At 71.6% G+C, this 15,835-nt stretch carries 15 protein-coding genes; 6 read left to right on the top strand and 9 right to left on the bottom strand.

Annotation, left to right across the window (positions count from 1 at the left end):
* The first annotated feature begins 28 nt into the window (after positions 1–28).
* Both AC1XX3_RS03930 and menD read left to right on the top strand, forming a co-directional pair.
* Entirely contained in the window at positions 29–997 is a 969-nt protein-coding gene (locus AC1XX3_RS03930) for an o-succinylbenzoate synthase (protein ID WP_483319765.1), read from the top strand.
* Positions 990–2,618 (top strand): 2-succinyl-5-enolpyruvyl-6-hydroxy-3-cyclohexene-1-carboxylic-acid synthase, encoded by a 1,629-nt coding sequence (menD, locus tag AC1XX3_RS03925; RefSeq protein ID WP_483319764.1) that lies wholly within the window; start codon positions 990–992, stop codon positions 2,616–2,618. The genes AC1XX3_RS03930 and menD overlap by 8 nt, the downstream gene beginning before the upstream one ends.
* Here menD and AC1XX3_RS03920 read toward each other — a convergent pair.
* The 5 genes from AC1XX3_RS03920 to AC1XX3_RS03900 form a co-directional block, all read right to left on the bottom strand.
* Positions 2,593–4,338, bottom strand: coding sequence for a TM0106 family RecB-like putative nuclease (locus AC1XX3_RS03920; protein WP_483319763.1), 1,746 nt, complete (start codon positions 4,336–4,338; stop codon positions 2,593–2,595). The two genes, menD and AC1XX3_RS03920, sit on opposite strands and share 26 nt — an antisense overlap.
* Positions 4,339–4,351: 13 nt before the next feature.
* The gene (locus AC1XX3_RS03915) at positions 4,352–5,056 is read right to left on the bottom strand and encodes a demethylmenaquinone methyltransferase (RefSeq protein ID WP_483319762.1); all 705 of its coding nucleotides are present in this window, start codon (positions 5,054–5,056) and stop codon (positions 4,352–4,354) included.
* 75 nt (positions 5,057–5,131) lie between these two features.
* A complete protein-coding gene (locus AC1XX3_RS03910; RefSeq protein ID WP_483319761.1) occupies positions 5,132–5,944 on the bottom strand; it encodes an anti-sigma factor in 813 nt (270 codons plus the stop codon).
* On the bottom strand, positions 5,941–6,552 hold the full coding sequence (gene sigK / locus AC1XX3_RS03905) for an ECF RNA polymerase sigma factor SigK (RefSeq protein ID WP_483319760.1): 612 nt from the start codon (positions 6,550–6,552) through the stop codon (positions 5,941–5,943). Before sigK ends, AC1XX3_RS03910 begins: the two co-directional genes overlap by 4 nt.
* Positions 6,553–6,583: 31 nt before the next feature.
* Complete coding sequence (locus AC1XX3_RS03900) at positions 6,584–7,252, bottom strand: fasciclin domain-containing protein (RefSeq protein WP_483319759.1); 669 nt, start codon at positions 7,250–7,252, stop codon at positions 6,584–6,586.
* Between the two features lie 156 nt (positions 7,253–7,408).
* Between AC1XX3_RS03900 and AC1XX3_RS03895 the strand changes: the two genes are divergently transcribed.
* The 3 genes from AC1XX3_RS03895 to AC1XX3_RS03885 all read left to right on the top strand — a co-directional run bounded on the left by AC1XX3_RS03895 (position 7,409) and on the right by AC1XX3_RS03885 (position 11,407).
* On the top strand, positions 7,409–8,053 hold the full coding sequence (locus AC1XX3_RS03895; protein WP_483319758.1) for an ABC transporter ATP-binding protein: 645 nt from the start codon (positions 7,409–7,411) through the stop codon (positions 8,051–8,053).
* Positions 8,050–9,690 carry a DUF6297 family protein gene (locus AC1XX3_RS03890; RefSeq protein WP_483319757.1) on the top strand — a complete coding sequence of 547 codons (1,641 nt, stop codon included), beginning with the start codon at positions 8,050–8,052 and terminating at the stop codon, positions 9,688–9,690. The genes AC1XX3_RS03895 and AC1XX3_RS03890 overlap by 4 nt, the downstream gene beginning before the upstream one ends.
* A gap of 64 nt (positions 9,691–9,754) precedes the next feature.
* Positions 9,755–11,407: a protein kinase domain-containing protein gene (locus AC1XX3_RS03885; RefSeq protein ID WP_483319756.1), complete on the top strand. Its 1,653-nt coding sequence runs from the start codon at positions 9,755–9,757 to the stop codon at positions 11,405–11,407.
* A gap of 31 nt (positions 11,408–11,438) precedes the next feature.
* Here the strand turns inward: AC1XX3_RS03885 and AC1XX3_RS03880 are convergent, their stop codons facing one another.
* The gene (locus AC1XX3_RS03880) at positions 11,439–12,782 is read right to left on the bottom strand and encodes an MFS transporter (protein WP_483319755.1); all 1,344 of its coding nucleotides are present in this window, start codon (positions 12,780–12,782) and stop codon (positions 11,439–11,441) included.
* Between the two features lie 96 nt (positions 12,783–12,878).
* On the bottom strand, positions 12,879–13,943 hold the full coding sequence (locus AC1XX3_RS03875; protein ID WP_483319754.1) for a YihY/virulence factor BrkB family protein: 1,065 nt from the start codon (positions 13,941–13,943) through the stop codon (positions 12,879–12,881).
* A gap of 172 nt (positions 13,944–14,115) precedes the next feature.
* On the opposite strand from AC1XX3_RS03875, the gene AC1XX3_RS03870 reads away from it, so the two are divergent.
* Positions 14,116–14,520 carry a helix-turn-helix domain-containing protein gene (locus tag AC1XX3_RS03870; protein ID WP_483319753.1) on the top strand — a complete coding sequence of 135 codons (405 nt, stop codon included), beginning with the start codon at positions 14,116–14,118 and terminating at the stop codon, positions 14,518–14,520.
* Here the strand turns inward: AC1XX3_RS03870 and AC1XX3_RS03865 are convergent.
* Positions 14,498–15,118 (bottom strand): ATP-dependent Clp protease proteolytic subunit, encoded by a 621-nt coding sequence (locus AC1XX3_RS03865; RefSeq protein ID WP_483319752.1) that lies wholly within the window; start codon positions 15,116–15,118, stop codon positions 14,498–14,500. The genes AC1XX3_RS03870 and AC1XX3_RS03865 overlap by 23 nt on opposite strands.
* The gene (locus AC1XX3_RS03860; protein WP_483319751.1) at positions 15,118–15,735 is read right to left on the bottom strand and encodes a ClpP family protease; all 618 of its coding nucleotides are present in this window, start codon (positions 15,733–15,735) and stop codon (positions 15,118–15,120) included. Before AC1XX3_RS03860 ends, AC1XX3_RS03865 begins: the two co-directional genes overlap by 1 nt.
* Positions 15,736–15,835: the final 100 nt, after the last annotated feature.

The following is a 15,835-nucleotide window of genomic DNA, read 5'->3' as shown; positions in this document are numbered from 1 at the left end:
GCCGGCGGCATCCGCGAGACTGGGGGGCGTGAGCGAACCCCGGGCGTACGCCATCGCGATGCGGACCCGGTTCCGGGGCATCACCACCAGGCAGGGCATGGTGTGGCGCGGCTCCGCCGGCTGGGCCGAGTGGAGCCCGTTCCTGGACTACGGCGGACCTGAGATCGTGCCCTGGTGGCGCGCCGCCGTGGAGGCGGCCGAGACCGGCTGGCCCGCGCCGCGTCGCGCCGCCGTGCCGGTCAATGTCACCGTCCCCGCCGTCGGCGCCGATGCCGCGTACGCGCTGGTCCGCGGATCGGGCTGCACCACGGCCAAGGTCAAGGTGTGCGAAGCCGGTCAGACGCTGGCCGACGACGCCGATCGGGTTGCCGCGGTGCGGGCCGCGCTCGGCGCGGGCGGCCGGGTTCGGGTGGATGCCAACGGAGGCTGGACCGTGGCCGAGGCGATGACCGCGCTGAGAAGGTTGTCGGCGTTCGACCTGGAATACGCCGAGCAGCCGTGTGCCACGGTGGAGGAGCTGGCCCGGCTGCGCCGTCAGCTGGTCCGGGCGGGGATCTCGGTGCCGATCGCCGCCGACGAGTCGATCCGCCGCGTCGACGACCCGTATCGGGTGGCTGCCCTGCAGGCGGCCGACGTGGCGGTGCTCAAGGTGCAGCCGTTGGGCGGCGTCGCGGCCTGCCTGGAGATCGCCGAACGGATCGGACTGCCGGTGGTGGTGTCGAGCGCGTTGGAGACCTCGGTCGGGATCCGGGCGGGGATCGCACTGGCCGCGGCGTTGCCCGAGCTGCCGTACGCCTGCGGTCTCAACACGGTGGCGCTGCTGACGGACGACCTGGTCGCCGAGCCGCTGGTCGCGATCGACGGTTCCTTGGCCGTCGGACCGTTGGAGGTGGACGAGGCTGCCTGGTCTCGGTGCGCCGCGGACCCGGCCACGGCGGCGTTCTGGCAGGCTCGGCTCATGGACGTACGCGTAGCCGCCGGGGCCGACCGTGGCTGACGCGACCCGGTGCGCCCGGGTGGTGGTGGAGGAGCTGCTCACCCGCGGCGTCCGCGACGTGGTGCTCGCGCCGGGTTCGCGCAGCGCGCCCCTGGCCTACGAGCTGTTCGACGCCGACAAGATCGGGCTGCTGCGGTTGCACGTGCGGATCGACGAGCGCAGCGCCGCCTTCTTGGCCCTGGGTCTGTGCAAGGCCGGCGACGCGCCGGTGGCGGTGGTGACGACCTCGGGCACCGCGGTGGCCAACCTGCACCCGGCCGTCCTGGAGGCGTCGCACACCCATCTGCCGCTGGTCGTCGTGTCGGCCGACAGGCCGGCGACGCTGATGCACACCGGGGCCAACCAGACCACCGATCAGCGGTCACTGTTCGCCGACCACGTCCGTGGCCAGGCCCAGCTCGACGATCACCAAGGCGCCCCGCACAGCTGGCGGTTCCAGCTCGCCCGGCTGCTCAGCCTGGCCACCGGCGCCCGGACGGGCAACCCGGGCCCGGTGCACCTCAACGTGTCCTTCTCCGAACCGCTGGCGCCGGAGCCGGTGGCGGTGTCGTCACTGCCGGAGCTGCTGGTGGCCGAGGTCACCGATGCCAGCGAGCCCACCGTCTTGCCCAGCGGTCCGCAGACCGTGGTGGTGGCCGGGGACGGCACGCCCGCCGAGGGTGTGGCGGCCGCCGCCGTGGCCGCCGCCGCCGGCGTGCCGCTGTTCGCCGAGCCGTCCAGCAACGCCCGCGTGGGGGCGGAGGCCATCGGCACCTACCGACTGCTGCTCACCACCGAGCTCGCCGAGGAGATCGAGCGGGTGGTGGTCTTCGGGCGTCCCACGCTGTCCCGCCCGGTGAACCGGCTGCTGGCCCGCGACGACATCGAGCTGGTGATGGTCACGCCGTACGCCGACTGGACCGACCCGGGAATGCGGGCCGGCACGGTGACCAGCGCCGTACGGCTGGAACCGCAGGAGACGGCGTGGCTGGACCGTTGGCGAGCCGGGGACCGTGAGCTGCGCGCCGGCCTGGACGCACTCCTGGCGGCACCGGGACCATTGACCGGCCCCGCGGTGGCCGCCACCGTGTGGGGGGCGCTGGACGCCCACGACACCCTTGTCGTCGGCTCCTCGAACCCGGTCCGGGACCTGGATCTGGCGGCCGTGTCGTCGTCGGCTCCGACGGTCTACGCCAACCGAGGCCTGGCCGGCATCGACGGGATGGTGTCCACCGCGGTGGGGGTGGCGCTGGCGGTCGAACGCCCGACTCATGCGCTGATGGGCGACCTGACGTTCCTGCACGACTCCAACGGTCTCGTGATCGGCCCGGAGGAACCACGGCCCGACCTGCGGATCGTGGTGGCCAACGACGACGGCGGCAGCATCTTCGCCACCCTCGAGCACGGCCAGCCGTCGCACCTGCGCTCGTTCGAGCGCATCTTCGGTACGCCGCACCACGTGGAGCTGGCCGCCCTGGCGCAGTCCATGGGTGCGGGCTACCGACGAGTGACCACCGCAGCGGAGCTGGCGGAGGTGCTGGCCGAGCCGGCCCTCGGACTGGAGGTGGTGGAAGCTGTCGTCGACCGGGCGGGACGGCGGACGCTGACCAGCCGGATCACTGCGCTCGCAGCCAACCTCTGACCCAGGCGGTCGCCCGGACGTCGTCCTCGTTGTATTCCAGCACCCGCTGCCGGGCCAGGGCCCTGACCTCGGCGGTCTCGCCGTGCACCGCCTCGGCGAACCACCGCTGCGAGTTCAGCCCGCCCGGGTCGTCGTCACGCCAGCGGAAGCCGCTGTCCTGGGCCACGATCTTCAGTCCCAGGCCGGCCGCCCCGAAGAAGTGCGACTTCACCACGTCGAGCAGGTCGCAGAACTCCGCGGCGGCATAGCGGGCGCCCCAGTGGAGCGGGTCCTCGGCCGCGGCAGGGTCCGCGCCGGCTCGCTCGGCCAACGAGGTCACGGTGAACACCTCATAAGAGCTGTAGTGATAGACCCGCACCGACCGCGGCCCCTGCACCAGGGTGCGGAGCCAGCCCAGCGCCCGGCGGGCCAGCGCCAGCTCGGCGTCGGCGTCCAGCTCGGTGAAGGCACTGAACTCCACATAGCGCGCGGTCCCGGCCGCGGTGTCGTTGACTTCGAAGCCCCACAGATAGACCCGGCCGTCGGCGGCGGTCTCGATGTCGAAGTCGATCTCCAGCTCGGCGGCGGGCACCTCGATCGGGCCGCTGGTCTCCCGCTCCAGGCCGACGTCGGCGAGCAGCATCCGGGCCCGGCGGGCGGCCAGCCGCAACCGGCTCTCGGCTCCGCTGCGGTGCGTCACCTCCGGCAGATACCAGTCGAGCACCCCGTCCAGGTCGGCCCCGGCCAGGTCGGTGATGGTGGCGATCCGGTGTCGGCGGAGGGTGGCGATCTCACGCACGTCGAGCGGGCCCTTGTCGATCCGCAGGCTCACATCGTCGGGGTCCAGCTGCGGTCGGCAATGCTCCCACCACTGGCAACGGCGGCACTCGTCAGTCACGATCGGACGGACCAGCGGCGGTGGGTCGGCCGCCGGCTGACCGGTCTGTCGTGCGGCGACGGCGGCCACGTCGACCCGGAACGCGTGCTCATGGTCATAGCGCTCCAAGATGCTCCGCAGTCGCCAGCCCTCGGCCTGGCTGCGGGAGAAGGTGCGAACCATCGGCTCGCCGAGATCGACCCAAGCCAGCATGGGCTGACCGAGCACGTCGTCGGTGCCGATCACCGCCCCCCACCGCTGCGCGTCCGGCGCGAAGCCAGCGGCCTCCAACATCCGGTGGTAGTGCGCGAGCTGGATCAGGTCGGCCTCCCGGCTGGCCACCCGCAGGCCGTAGCCCGCCAGCTCGCTCGACCCCGCCGGGGACGGCGCCTCGAAGGTGGAGTAGCGGAGCGCACCGGTGGGGCGCTGGCTGCGGGCGGAGCGGCGTCGCTCAACGATCTTGTGCCACTTGACCTCGACCGGGTGGTACGCGCAGCGCCCGTCGGCACGGTCGGCGCCGCGGACCAGGAGGTCCGGGCAGCCGCTGCGGTGGCCGCGGACGTCGACCGGCAGCGGCCCGCCGACGATCACCTGCACCCCGGCGGCCATGGCCTCAAGGCAGCGGCGGGTCCGTACTGCCAGCTCGGGGTCGGACCCGGCGGTGGCACGCAGGTCGACCAGCGACCCGGCGAAGGTCGCGGCCAGCCGGTCGAGCATGGCGGCCTCGAACTGCAGGCCGCCGTCGAACAGCTCGGCCAGCGACTCGTCGGGCTCCCAGGTGCCCTGCTGGATCGTCTGGTCGAAGGCGTTGTGCGTCTTCACCGGGCAGCTGCGGGCGGCGTACGCCCGGAGCAGGATCGTCATCGCCCGCCCTCGCCTAGGCGCGGGCTCGGTGCAGAGCGACGATGCCGCCGGTCAGGTTGCGCCACTGCACGTCGTGCCAGCCGGCGCTGCTGATCAGAGAGGCCAGCTGCTCCTGGTCGGGCCATGCCTGGATCGACTCGGCCAGGTATTCGTAGGCAGCGGGGTTGGACGACACCACCCGGGCCAGCCGGGGGATGGCCGCCACCAGATAGTTGGCGTAGATCGAGGCGAACGGCCTCCACACGGGGGTGGAGAACTCGCAGACGACCAGCACCCCGCCCGGACGGGTGACCCGGCGCAGCTCGGTCAGCGCGGTCACGGTGTGCTCGACGTTGCGCAGCCCGAACGAGATGGTCACGGCGTCGAAGCTGTCGTCGGCATACGGCAGTTGGAGGGCGTCCGCGGCGACGAAGGACAGCTGCGGTTTGCGCTGCTTGCCGACCCGGAGCATGCCCAGCGAGAGGTCGGTCGGGACGACCACGGCGCCGGCCTCGGCGAACGGCTCGCTGGAGGTGCCGGTGCCGGCGGCCAGGTCGAGGACCAGCTGTCCGGGCCGAGGGTCGACCGCCTCGACCACGAGGCGGCGCCAGGCGCGGTCCTGGCCGAGCGACAGCACGTCGTTGGCCAGGTCGTAGCGGGCGGCCACGCCGTCGAACATGGCGGCCACATCGGCTCGGCGTTTGGCCAGGGTGGCTCGGGACTCGACTCGTTCAGGCACGGGAACAGCCTGCCACGCCGCGCTGACAGTCCCGGACCGCAGCCCGGGGCGCCGGTGCAGCGCTCCCGGGTCCGGTCACAGCGTGACGGCGACGACCGGCTTGCCCGTCGGCGCCGCGACGTCTGGGTCGGTCTCCACGGTCATGGCCAAGGTGGCGGCGTCTGCCACGTCGCCGGTCAGCCAGACCTTCTGGGCGGTACCGCCGACGAAGGTCGTGCTGGGTGTCGGGTCGGCGTTCGGGGCGATGATCCACAGCTTGTAGACCTTGCCCGGGCCCGGTGCGGCGATCGACGAGCCGACGAGCATGGCCTTGTTCAGCGCCTTCGAGACCACGAAGGACACCCGGTCACCGTTGGGCAGCGTCGCGCCCAGCACCTTGGCGTCGGGCGCGCTGAGCAGTGAGGTCTCGGCCGTGGCTTCGGCACTCTGTGTCTCGCGCTGCTGGACCAGGGTGGCAACCCAGCCCCCCATCGCCAGCGCGACCACCAACGCCGCCGCGAGGGCCAGCGTGAGGATCCGGGGTCGCGGGTCCTGTCGCCGGACGGCGAGCTCGTCGACCTCCGGCTCGCCGATCTCCGGTGCCGGCGGCGCCTGCGGTGCCTGCGGTGCCCCAGCCTGCGGTGCCGGCGCTACCTCGGCCTGCGGGATCTCGGCCGGCAGCGGCGGCAGCGGGCGCACCTGGGCGATGGAGGAGAGGACCGACGCCCGCAGGGCGGGTGGTGGTGGACTCTCCACCAGCCGGCTCAGCTCCGCCATGGTCTCCCCGAACTCCGCCACCTCCCCGGCACAGGTCGGGCAGACCGCCAGGTGCTGCTCGAACTCGATCCGGTCGGCGTCGTCGAGGGCATTGGAGACATAGGCGCCGATGGCCCCATGGATGTCGCTCATGCTTCCACTCCCAACGCGTCTCGAAGCCCGATCATGCCGTCTCGTATTCGTGTCTTGACTGTGCCCAGGGGCAGCTTCAGCAGCTGAGCCACCTGGCTTTGGGTGTAGCCCCCGAAGTAGGCCAACGTCAGTGCTTCTCTCTGGATGGCGGTCAGTGAGGCCATCCCTCTACGGACCCGGTCCACGTCCAGCCGCTGCTCCACGCCGTCCCAGACGTGGTCGACCTCGCGGTCAACGGTACGCAGGGCGTAGCGCTCGTCGCGGGCTACCTCGCTGCTGACCGATCGGACCCGGTCGACCGCACGCCGGTGGGCCAGGGTGGTCATCCAGGCCATCACGCTGCCCTTGGTGGGCTCGTATCGCGATCCCTGACGCCAGACCTCGACGTAGACCTCCTGGGTGACCTCGGCAGCGTGGTCGGCCGACCGGAGCACCCGCAGCACCAGCCCATGGATCCTTCTCGACGTCAGGTCGTAGAGCTCGGCGAACGCATCCTCCTGGCCGCGGGCGGACCTGGCGACCAGGTCGGCCAGGTGCTCGCTCTCGGCATCGAGCCCCGGCAACCGGCGTCCCCGGGACGTCGGATCCGGCGATCCAGAGATGTTCATGCTCACGACGATGTCACCTCGAGGGCGTGGATCAGGACTTGGGCAGCAGAACGGCGTCAATGATGTAGACCGTGGCGTTGGCGGTCTGCACGTTTCCGCAGACGACCATCGCGTTGCCGTTGACCGTGAAGTCCTCGCCCGAGCCGGTGACGGTGACCATCTGGTCCTTGTTCAGGCTCTGGTGCTCACCGGCCAGGTCGGCCGGCGTGAGCCGCCCCGAGACCACGTGGGCGGTCAGCACATCGGTCAGCAGACCCTTGGGGTCGCCCATGGCCTTCTTCAAGGTGGCCTGGTCCATGGCGGTGAAGGCGCTGTTGGCGGGCGCGAAGACGGTGATGTCCTCGGCGTTGTTCAAGGTATCCACCAGGCCGGCAGCCTTGACCGCACTCACCAGCGTGCTCAGAGCGGGGTTGTTGCTGGCCGCGGTGGCGACCGGGTCCTTGGACATGCCGTCGAAGGAGCCCTTCCCGCTGGTCGGTACGTCGGCGCAGCCGGTGCCGAACGGGGCGTCGGCCATGGAGGCCGAGGAGGACATGCTGGGTGCACCCGAGGAGCTCGACATGCTCGATGGGCTCGACATGCTGGATGCGCTCGACATGGGATCGGCAGTGGTCTCGGTGTTGCCACACGCCGCGAGGCTGAGCGGGAAGGCGACCGCCGCGGTGAGGGCGGCGATCTTGGCGAGCCGGGTGGTGGGCATGAGATTCTCCTAAGGGTTGAGGGCCAACTGTGGTGCTGCCCCTCGGCTGTTCTTCGTCACCCGCCGAGGTGCGGATTGGTGCCGGACCCGCACCCGAGCGTGGTGTCGCCGCGGGCAGTGCGGGGTTTTTCCACCCGGCGAGGCAGAATCACACCCATGGCAAAACGCAGCACCGTGCTCAAGGTGTCCGGCCTGAAGCGCGCCTTCGGCCCCAACACGATCTTCGACAAGTTCTCCTTGGAGGTGCGCACCGGTGAGGCGGTGGCGCTGACCGGTCGAAACGGTGCGGGCAAGTCGACCCTGCTGCGGTGCCTGATCGGAGCTGACCGTGCGGACGAGGGCACGGTGGAGGTGTGTGGCACCAAGATGTCGGAGACCTCGCCGCAGATCCGGCGTGACGTCGCCACGGTGATCGACGACCTCGACTTCTTCCCCGACCTCAGCGTGGTCGAGCATCTCGACCTGCTGGCCCGGGCCCACGGTCTGAATGACCCGGACACGATCGTCGATGAGGTGCTCGAAGAGGTGCAGCTGGTGCCGCAGTCGGGTCAGCTGCCCGGCACCTTGTCCTCGGGCCAGCGCCGGCGGTTGGCGCTGGCCACCGCCTTCGTCCGGCCGCGCAAGCTGCTGGTGCTGGATGAGCCGGAGCAGCGACTGGACACCGAAGGGCTCGACTGGCTCGCCCGCAGACTCATCGCGGAGCGCGACAAAGGGCTGGCGATCGTGTTCGCCAGCCATGAGCCGTCCCTGGTCGAGTCGGTGGCGACCCGCGTGGTGGAGCTGGGGGCTGCGCGCGGATGAGCAGCGTTGACGCCGATCTGGCGCTGGCCCCGGAGCCCGAACCGCTGACGCCCGCCAGCCCGCGGGAGCTGAAGCGCCTGATCAAGGACTGGCGCGCCGGTCGGGCCACGAAGACTCTCGGCGAGGCGTTCCACGATGCGTACGTGGTGCTGATCGCCGCTTTGATGATCGGCGCGATGCTGGTCAACGTCGTGCTCAAGGCGCAGCGGGTCATCTCCCAGTGCGACAGCACGGGGTGCCTGTCAGCCCGTGCGGTGCTGCCGTGGGCGGCCTTCGCCCTCGGCGTCGCGGCCTCGCTGGCCGTCGCCCGGCTGTTCGGCCCGGTGCTGGCCTCGGCCGCAGAGGGCTTCTGGCTGCTGGACGCCCCGATCCAGCGGGCGAAGCTGCTCGGCCCGCGGCTGGTCGGTGCCGTCGCAGCGGCCCTGCTCGGTGGAGCCCTGGTCGGCGGCCTGGTCGCCGCCCTGACCGGGTCCAGCCTGACGGCGGTCCTGGTCTGGGCCGGCGCGACCGGGCTGTCCGCAGCCGCGGCCGTGGCGTTCTCCGCCGCCCAGCAGGGGATCGAGAAGCACCGGCTGACCCGCGGCGCGACGTACCTCTTCGCCCTGATCGGCATCGCGGCGATGGTGGCGGTCATCGGCATCTCGGCCGGCTGGTTCGTGCTCGGCGTCTCCTATGACGTCGGTCTCGAGGTCGCGGTGGTGCTGGCCGGCTTCGCCCTGACGGTGCTGGTGGTCAGCCTCGTCGTCGCGCGGCTGCGGCTGAGCCAGATCCGCAGCGCCCGACTGCTCAGCGGTGGAGCGCTGGTGAGCGGCATCTCCGGGGCCTTCTTCGCCCTCGACATCGGCCTGGCCCGCGACATCGTGGTGGAGCGGCGGGCGATCGAGATCGGCCACGTCAAGCCCAAGCGCGGTCGCGGATTGGGCCTGCAGGCCTTGATGTGGCGCGAGCTGCAGCGGTTGCTGCGGTTCCCGCAGCCGCTGCTGGTGCTGACCGGGACGATCGTCGTCCCGTACGCCGCCGACGCTCTCGGGATGAGCACCCTGACGCCGGTGTTCTCCGCCCTGGCGTTGTTCGGCGCGCTGATCCCGATGCTCGGCGGCCTGCGGGTGCTGACCCGGACCGGCGGCCTGGCCCGCTGCCTGCCCTTCTCGGTGGCCGCGATCAAGCTGGCTTCCATCACCGTGCCGGCCGCGGTGTCGCTGCTCTGGGCCATCGCCACCACGGCGGCGTACGTCGGCTTCGGTGACGGCGCCGTGCAGCGGAGCATCCCCGGCGCCTGGCTGATGGCCTTCGCCACCGCCGTCGCCGGGCTGCTGGCCGCCGTGCGGTGGACCCAGGCCAAGGGCGTCGACTTCGGCGCCCCGATGATCTCCACCCAGGCGGGTGCGTTCCCGCCCGGGCTGATGACGAACCTGTTCCGCGGGTTCGACGTCTGCCTGCTGATCACCGCACCGATGCTGCTGGGCTTCTCACCGGTGTGGTCACTGCTGATCGCCGCCATCGCCGCCGCGGTCCTGCTCAACTCGATGGACGCGGAGTCGCTGCGGGCCAAGCAGGCCGAACAGCAGAAGATGCTGGAGGAACAGCGCCGGTTGCGCGACGCCGCTCTCGCCGCTGCCAAGCAGAAGAAGAAGTGAGTGCCCCGGCGTGTCATAAGGTGAAGGCCCGGCACCGGCCGGGAGGACCCAAGAGGAGGTGGCGGTGAGCGCACCCGACGCCCTCATCGCCGGTCGCTACCGGATCCGCCGGCGGGTCGGCACCGGTGGCATGGGTGTCGTCTGGGAGGGCTGGGACGAGCGCCTGCACCGCACCGTCGCCATCAAGCAGCTCCACGCGCAGGTGGGGCTCAGCCCGGCCGAGGCCGAGCTGGCGAACCAACGCGCCATGCGCGAAGCCCGGATCACCGCCCGGCTGCACCACCCGTTCGCCGTCTCGGTGTTCGACGTGGTCGAGCACGAGGGCCAGCCGTGCCTGGTGATGGAGTTCGTGCCGTCGAAGCCGCTCTCGGTGATCCTGCGCGAGCGGGGGCCGTTGTCGCCTGCAGGTGCGGCGAAGCTGGGAGCGCAGATCTCCGCGGCGCTGGCTGCGGCGCACCGGGTCGGGATCGTGCACCGTGACGTCAAGCCCGGCAACGTGCTCGTCGCCGAGGACGGCACTGCCCGGATCAGCGACTTCGGCATCTCGCACGCCCTCGGCGACGTCACCTTGACCACGACCGGGATGGTGTCGGGCACGCCGGCCTACCTGGCTCCCGAGGTGGCCCGCGGTGGAGACGCCACCTTCGCCTCGGACGTGTTCTCGCTCGGGGCCACGCTCTATGCCGCGGTCGAGGGAGCGCCACCGTTCGGGGGCGGGTCGAACTCGATGGCGCTGCTGCACAAGGTCGCACTCGGTCAGGTGGTGCCGCCGAGCCGCAGCGGAGCGTTGACGCCGCTGCTGCAGCAGATGCTCGCGATCGACCCGGACGACCGTCCGGCCATGAGCGAGGCCGCCGACCGGCTCGCCGCCCGATATCCCGACGAGGACGAGGCCCTGGAGCCGACCCGGCGCCAGCCCGCTCCCGCCGCCCCCCGGACCGAGGTGCTGCCCGCTCCGGAACCCGTACCCCGCGCCGACCCCACGCCCTCGCCCGTACCCAAGCCCGTACCCGCGTCCGCGCCGCCCGTACCCACGTCGGCGGGTGGGGCGGGAGCCACCCCACGGCCGCGCCGCCGGCTGCTGTGGGCAGCGCTCGCGATCGTCCTGCTCGCCGGTCTGACCGCGGTCGGCGCCAACCTGGTGTCTGACCGGACCGGAACCACCCAGCAGCCGCCGGACACCTCAACCGGCCCTCCTGCGTCCGCGGGTGGACCCACCGCCTCCGCCGAGGAGTCGCAGTCCACCACGTCAGAGCCGGACGAGTCGGAGTCGGCTGACCCGGAGGAGACCGAGACGTCTGCGGAGTCCGAGGAGTCTGAGAAGCCCGACTCGCCGAAGCCGTCGAAGACCCCGACCCCGACCGAGACCTCGAGCGAAGCGGACGGTCCGGTGACCGCTGAGCAGCTGGCTGCCGCCATCACCGGCTACTACGCGCTGATGCCCGACGACACCGATGCCGCCTGGTCGCGGATGACCAGCAGCTATCAGAAGAATCAGAGCGGCGGGCGGCGCGCGTACGAGCGGTTCTGGAAGCCGGTGGAACGGGTCTCGGTCAGCAATGTCCGGGGCGAGCCGCCGAACCGGGCCACGGCCACCATCAGCTACGAGTTCGACGACGGCCGGCGGGTCAACGAGGAGACGTCGTTCATGCTGGTCAACGACGACGGCACGCTCAAGATCGACCAGTCCACCGTGGTGAACAGCTCAACCCGCTGACCGGCCGCACGTCCGTCGGCCGGCCCGCCCGTCATTGAGCCTCCAGCGGTACGCCGCGGCGCTCGGGCAGGCCCCAGGTGGCCGCCGCGGCCAGCAGGAAGAAGGCCGCGAACACCGCGAACAGCAAGGTGTTGCTGCGGCCGTCGAGCAGCACCGGCACCGACAGCGGCGCGAGGATGGACCCGATCCGGCCGAACCCGGTGGCCCAGCCGGAGCCGGTGGCCCGGATGGTGGTCGGATAGACCTCGGGCGTGATGGCGTACAGCGCACCCCAGGCGCCGAGGTTGAAGAAGGACAAGGCCATGCCGGCGCCGACCAGCGTGGCGGTGCTGTCGGCGTTGCCGAAGGCCACCGCCGACACCGCCGAGCCGACCAGGAACACCGACAGGGTGAGCCGGCGGCCCCAGACCTCCACCAGGAACGCCGAGACGGCGTACCCCGGCAGCTGGGCGAGCGTGATGATCAAGGTGAACTCGAACGAGCGGACCAGGTCCAGCCCCGAGGCGACCAGCAGCGAGGGCAGCCAGATGAAGGCGCCGTAGTAGGAGAAGTTGACCCCGAACCAGACCAGCCACAACGAGGCAGTGCGGACGCGCATGGCTGAGCGCCACAGCGCCGCCGGACCTTCGCTGCGGCTCGGCATCGCCGCAGCGCTGGGCGTGGCCTCGGCTGCCGGCGCCGCCACGTCGGCGGCGGCCTCGAAGCGGCGGACCACCCGCTCCGCCTCGTCGGTGCGGCCACGTTGCTCGAGGAAACGCACCGACTCCGGTAGCCCGCGCCGGACCACGACCGCGTAGAGGGTGGGGAGCGCACCGATGGCCAGGGCCCAGCGCCAGCCGTTGTCGCTGGCCGGCACGACGAGATAGCCGATCAGGGCGGCCAGCAACCAGCCGACGGCCCAGAACGCCTCCAGCAGGACCACCATGCGGCCCCGGATCCTCGCCGGCGCGAACTCGCTGACCAAGGTCGCGGCCACCGGCAGCTCGGCGCCCAGCCCCAGCCCGATCACGAACCGGAAGACCAGCAGGGCGCCGACCGACCAGGACAGCGCGGCCGCGCCGGTGGCCAGTCCGTAGACCAGCAACGTGATCGCGAAGACCTGACGACGGCCGATGCGGTCCGCCAGCAGCCCACCGAGCCCGGCCCCGATGGCCATCCCGACGAACCCGATCGACCCGATCAGGGACAAGGTGGTCGCCCCGAGATTCCACTGCACCGCCAACGCGGCCATGACGAAGCTGATCAGGCCGACGTCCATCGCGTCCAGGGCCCAGCCGAGGCCGGAGCCGACCACCAGCCGGCCGTGCTGGCGGGTGAGGGGCAGCCGGTCCAGACGCTCGGTACGGCTCAGCGACTGTGTGGGAGTGGTGCTCACCCGAGTAGTGTCTCCCAGTCCTGGGCGCCGTGATCGACCTGTCCGCCGCTGCCGGGAGCACCGCTCACGCCGGCGGGCTGGCGGACGCCGACCGGGCTACCGGCGGTGGCGACGGCGCAGTGAGCGGGCACCCGCGACATCCACGTCGTGTCGGGCCTGCTCCTTCTCGCTGCCCCGGGTGTCGCGCGGCGGCAGCTGGACGGTGCGCTCGGCGCCGATGTCGGCCTGCAGCTCGCGGGCGCGCTCCACCTCGGCGTCCAGCTCGGCGCCGAGCAGCAACGCGACGTTGGACACCCACAGCCAGACCAGGAAGACGATCACGCCGCCGAGCGAGCCGTAGGCGGCGTCGTAGCGGGGGAAGTTGCTGACGTAGAGACCGAAGGCGGCCGAACCGGCCAGCCAGGCCACGATGGCCAGCAGCGCGCCCGGGCTGAGCCAGCGGAACCGGGGCTGGCGCACGTTGGGCGTGACGTAGTAGAGCAGCGCGATGGCCACCATCACCACCAGGGCCAACAACGGCCACTTCGCGACGTTCCAGGCCAGCATCACCGACGAGCCCAGCCCGAGCCCTTCGCCGATGGCCCGCGCGATCGGTCCGGAGATCAGCAGCAGTACGACGGCGCAGAAGCTGAGTGCGCCGAACGAGACGGTGACCGCCAGCAGCAGCGGCGTCAGCTTCCAGAACGGCCGCCCTTCGCGGATCGCATAGATCCGGTTCATCGCCCGACCGAAGGCCGCGACGTAGCCGGAGACGAACCACAGTGCACCGAGCAGGCCGAGCAGGAAGCCGAGGGTGGCCGCTGATGACTGGGTGAGGCTCTCGAGCACCGGTCGCAGGATGTCCAGCCCGCGGGCCGGCACCAGCTCGGCGGCGATCCCGAGGATGGTGGCCACCGACTCCGGCCCCTGGCCGAAGATGCCGAGCAGCGAGATGAGCGCGATCAATCCGGGCAGGATGGCCAGCACGCCGTAATAGGTGAGACCGGCGGCGAGGTCGGGGCACTCGTCGCGGAGGAACTCCCGCAGCGTGCGGCGAAGCAGATAGCGCCACGACCGGCGGGTGAGCTCGCGCAGCGCCGTCGGCTTGCCGGGCGCGTCCGGGCTCGGCCGGTGCTCACCGGCCCCGGTCGTCGCGTCCTCGGTCGTCGCGTCCTCGGTCACCGCACCCCCGTCTCGTCTCTGGTGATGCTAGCCACCGTTTGGGCAGCCCGCTGTGCGGGACGGGCACAAGTCAGCCGCGCGTGGGGCACCGCGGTCTTCTGCCTCCAGCGAACCCCGGCGACGGCGCCATCGCCGGGGGTTAGCGTGAGAGCACCCGAACTGGAGGTGCAACATGGCGCGTCGTCCCCGTCCGAGTCGTCTTGACCATCGTGGGTCCGCTCAGGCCGCGGTGGTGGTGCTCGGTGAGCGTCGCCCGGAGCCACTGCTGCGGACCGCGCTCGGGGCCACCCTGCGCGCCGTCCGCCATGAGCAGGGCCGCACCCTGACCGATGTCGCCCAGCGGGCCGGAGTCTCCACCCCGTACCTGTCCGAGGTGGAGCGGGGCCGCAAGGACCCGTCCTCGGAGATCCTCGCCGCCGTCTGCACCGCGCTCCGGCTGCCCATGGCCGAGCTGCTGGCCCGCAGCGTGCCGCTCCAGCAGCCGCTCGAGCTGACCCCGCTCCAGGTCCGCGAGGCCTATCCCGGGCGGCTCGGATCCCGGCCCGACGGCCAGGTCACAGCCCTGCTGGCCGCGTGAGCCCTCCCACCTTCCGGCTGGCGATCACCTCGTCGGCCAGGCCGTAGTCGACCGCTTCGGCCGCGGTGAACAGCTTGTCCCGGTCGGTGTCGGCCCGGATCTTCGCGGCCGGATGACCGGTATGGCGGGCCAGCACCTCATCCAGCTGGGTGCGGATCCGGGCCACCTCCTTGGCCTGCACCGCCAGGTCCGGCATCGTCCCCTGGCCACCGCTCGACGGCTGGTGCAGCAGCACCCGACTGTGTTCGAGCACCGCCCGCTTGCCGGGGGTGCCGGCCGCCAGCAGCACCGCGGCGGCCGACGCCGCCTGTCCCATGCAGATGGTCGAGATCGGCGGGCGGACGTACTGCATGGTGTCGTAGATCGCCATCAGGGCGCTGTAGGAGCCACCCGGGGAGTTGATGTAGAGCCCGATCTCCAGGTCAGGGCTGATCGCCTCCAGATGCAGCAGCTGGGCCATCACCACGTTGGCCACGCCGTCGTCGAGCTCGGTGCCGAGGAAGATGATCCGGTCGGAGAGCAGCCGGGAGTAGATGTCGAAGGCCCGCTCGCCGGTGGCCGTACGCTCCACCACGGTGGGGATCGTGTAGCTGGCCATCACAGACTCGCCCGGCGCGAGGAGCGCTGCGGTGAGACGTCGTCCAGCGACGTCAGCACCCGGTCGACCATGCCGTACTCGACCGCCTGCTCGGCGGTGAACCACCGGTCCCGCTCGCTGTCGGCCACCACTCGCTCGAACCGCTGACCGGTGTGTTCGGCGATCAGCCGGCTCATCAGCTCGTTGGTGTACGCCAGGTTCTCGGCCTGGATCTCGATGTCGGCCGCGGTGCCGCCCAACCCGGCCGAGCCCTGGTGCATCAGAACCCGCGAGTGCGGCAGGGCGTACCGCTTGCCGGCGGTGCCGGCGCAGAGCAGGAACTGGCCCATGCTGGCCGCCATCCCCATCGCCAGCGTGGCGACGTCGTTGGGGATCAGCCGCATGGTGTCGTAGATGGCCAGTCCGGCCGACACGGAGCCGCCGGGGGAGTTGATGTAGAGGCTGATGTCGCGGCGCGGGTCCTCCGCCGACAGCAGCAGCAGCTGGGCGCAGACGCGGTTGGCGATGGGGTCGTCCACGGCGGCCCCCAGCACGACGATCCGCTGGTGCAACAGCCTGGTGCTGAGCTGGTCGTCGAGCAGAGCCACTGGGGGACTCTCGACGCTACTGGTGATCATGGTGTCTCCTCGTCGGCCAGCTCCGGTGGCGGGCCCGTGATCACCACGGTGCCCGCCGCAGCGCCCCGACCGGGAACGAATCTGCCCGCAGCAGATCGCC

The organism is Microlunatus sp. M237 (assembly GCF_056896895.1).
The sequence above is the reverse complement of the archived record's forward strand: the minus strand, read 5'-3'. Positions and strand labels throughout refer to the sequence as shown.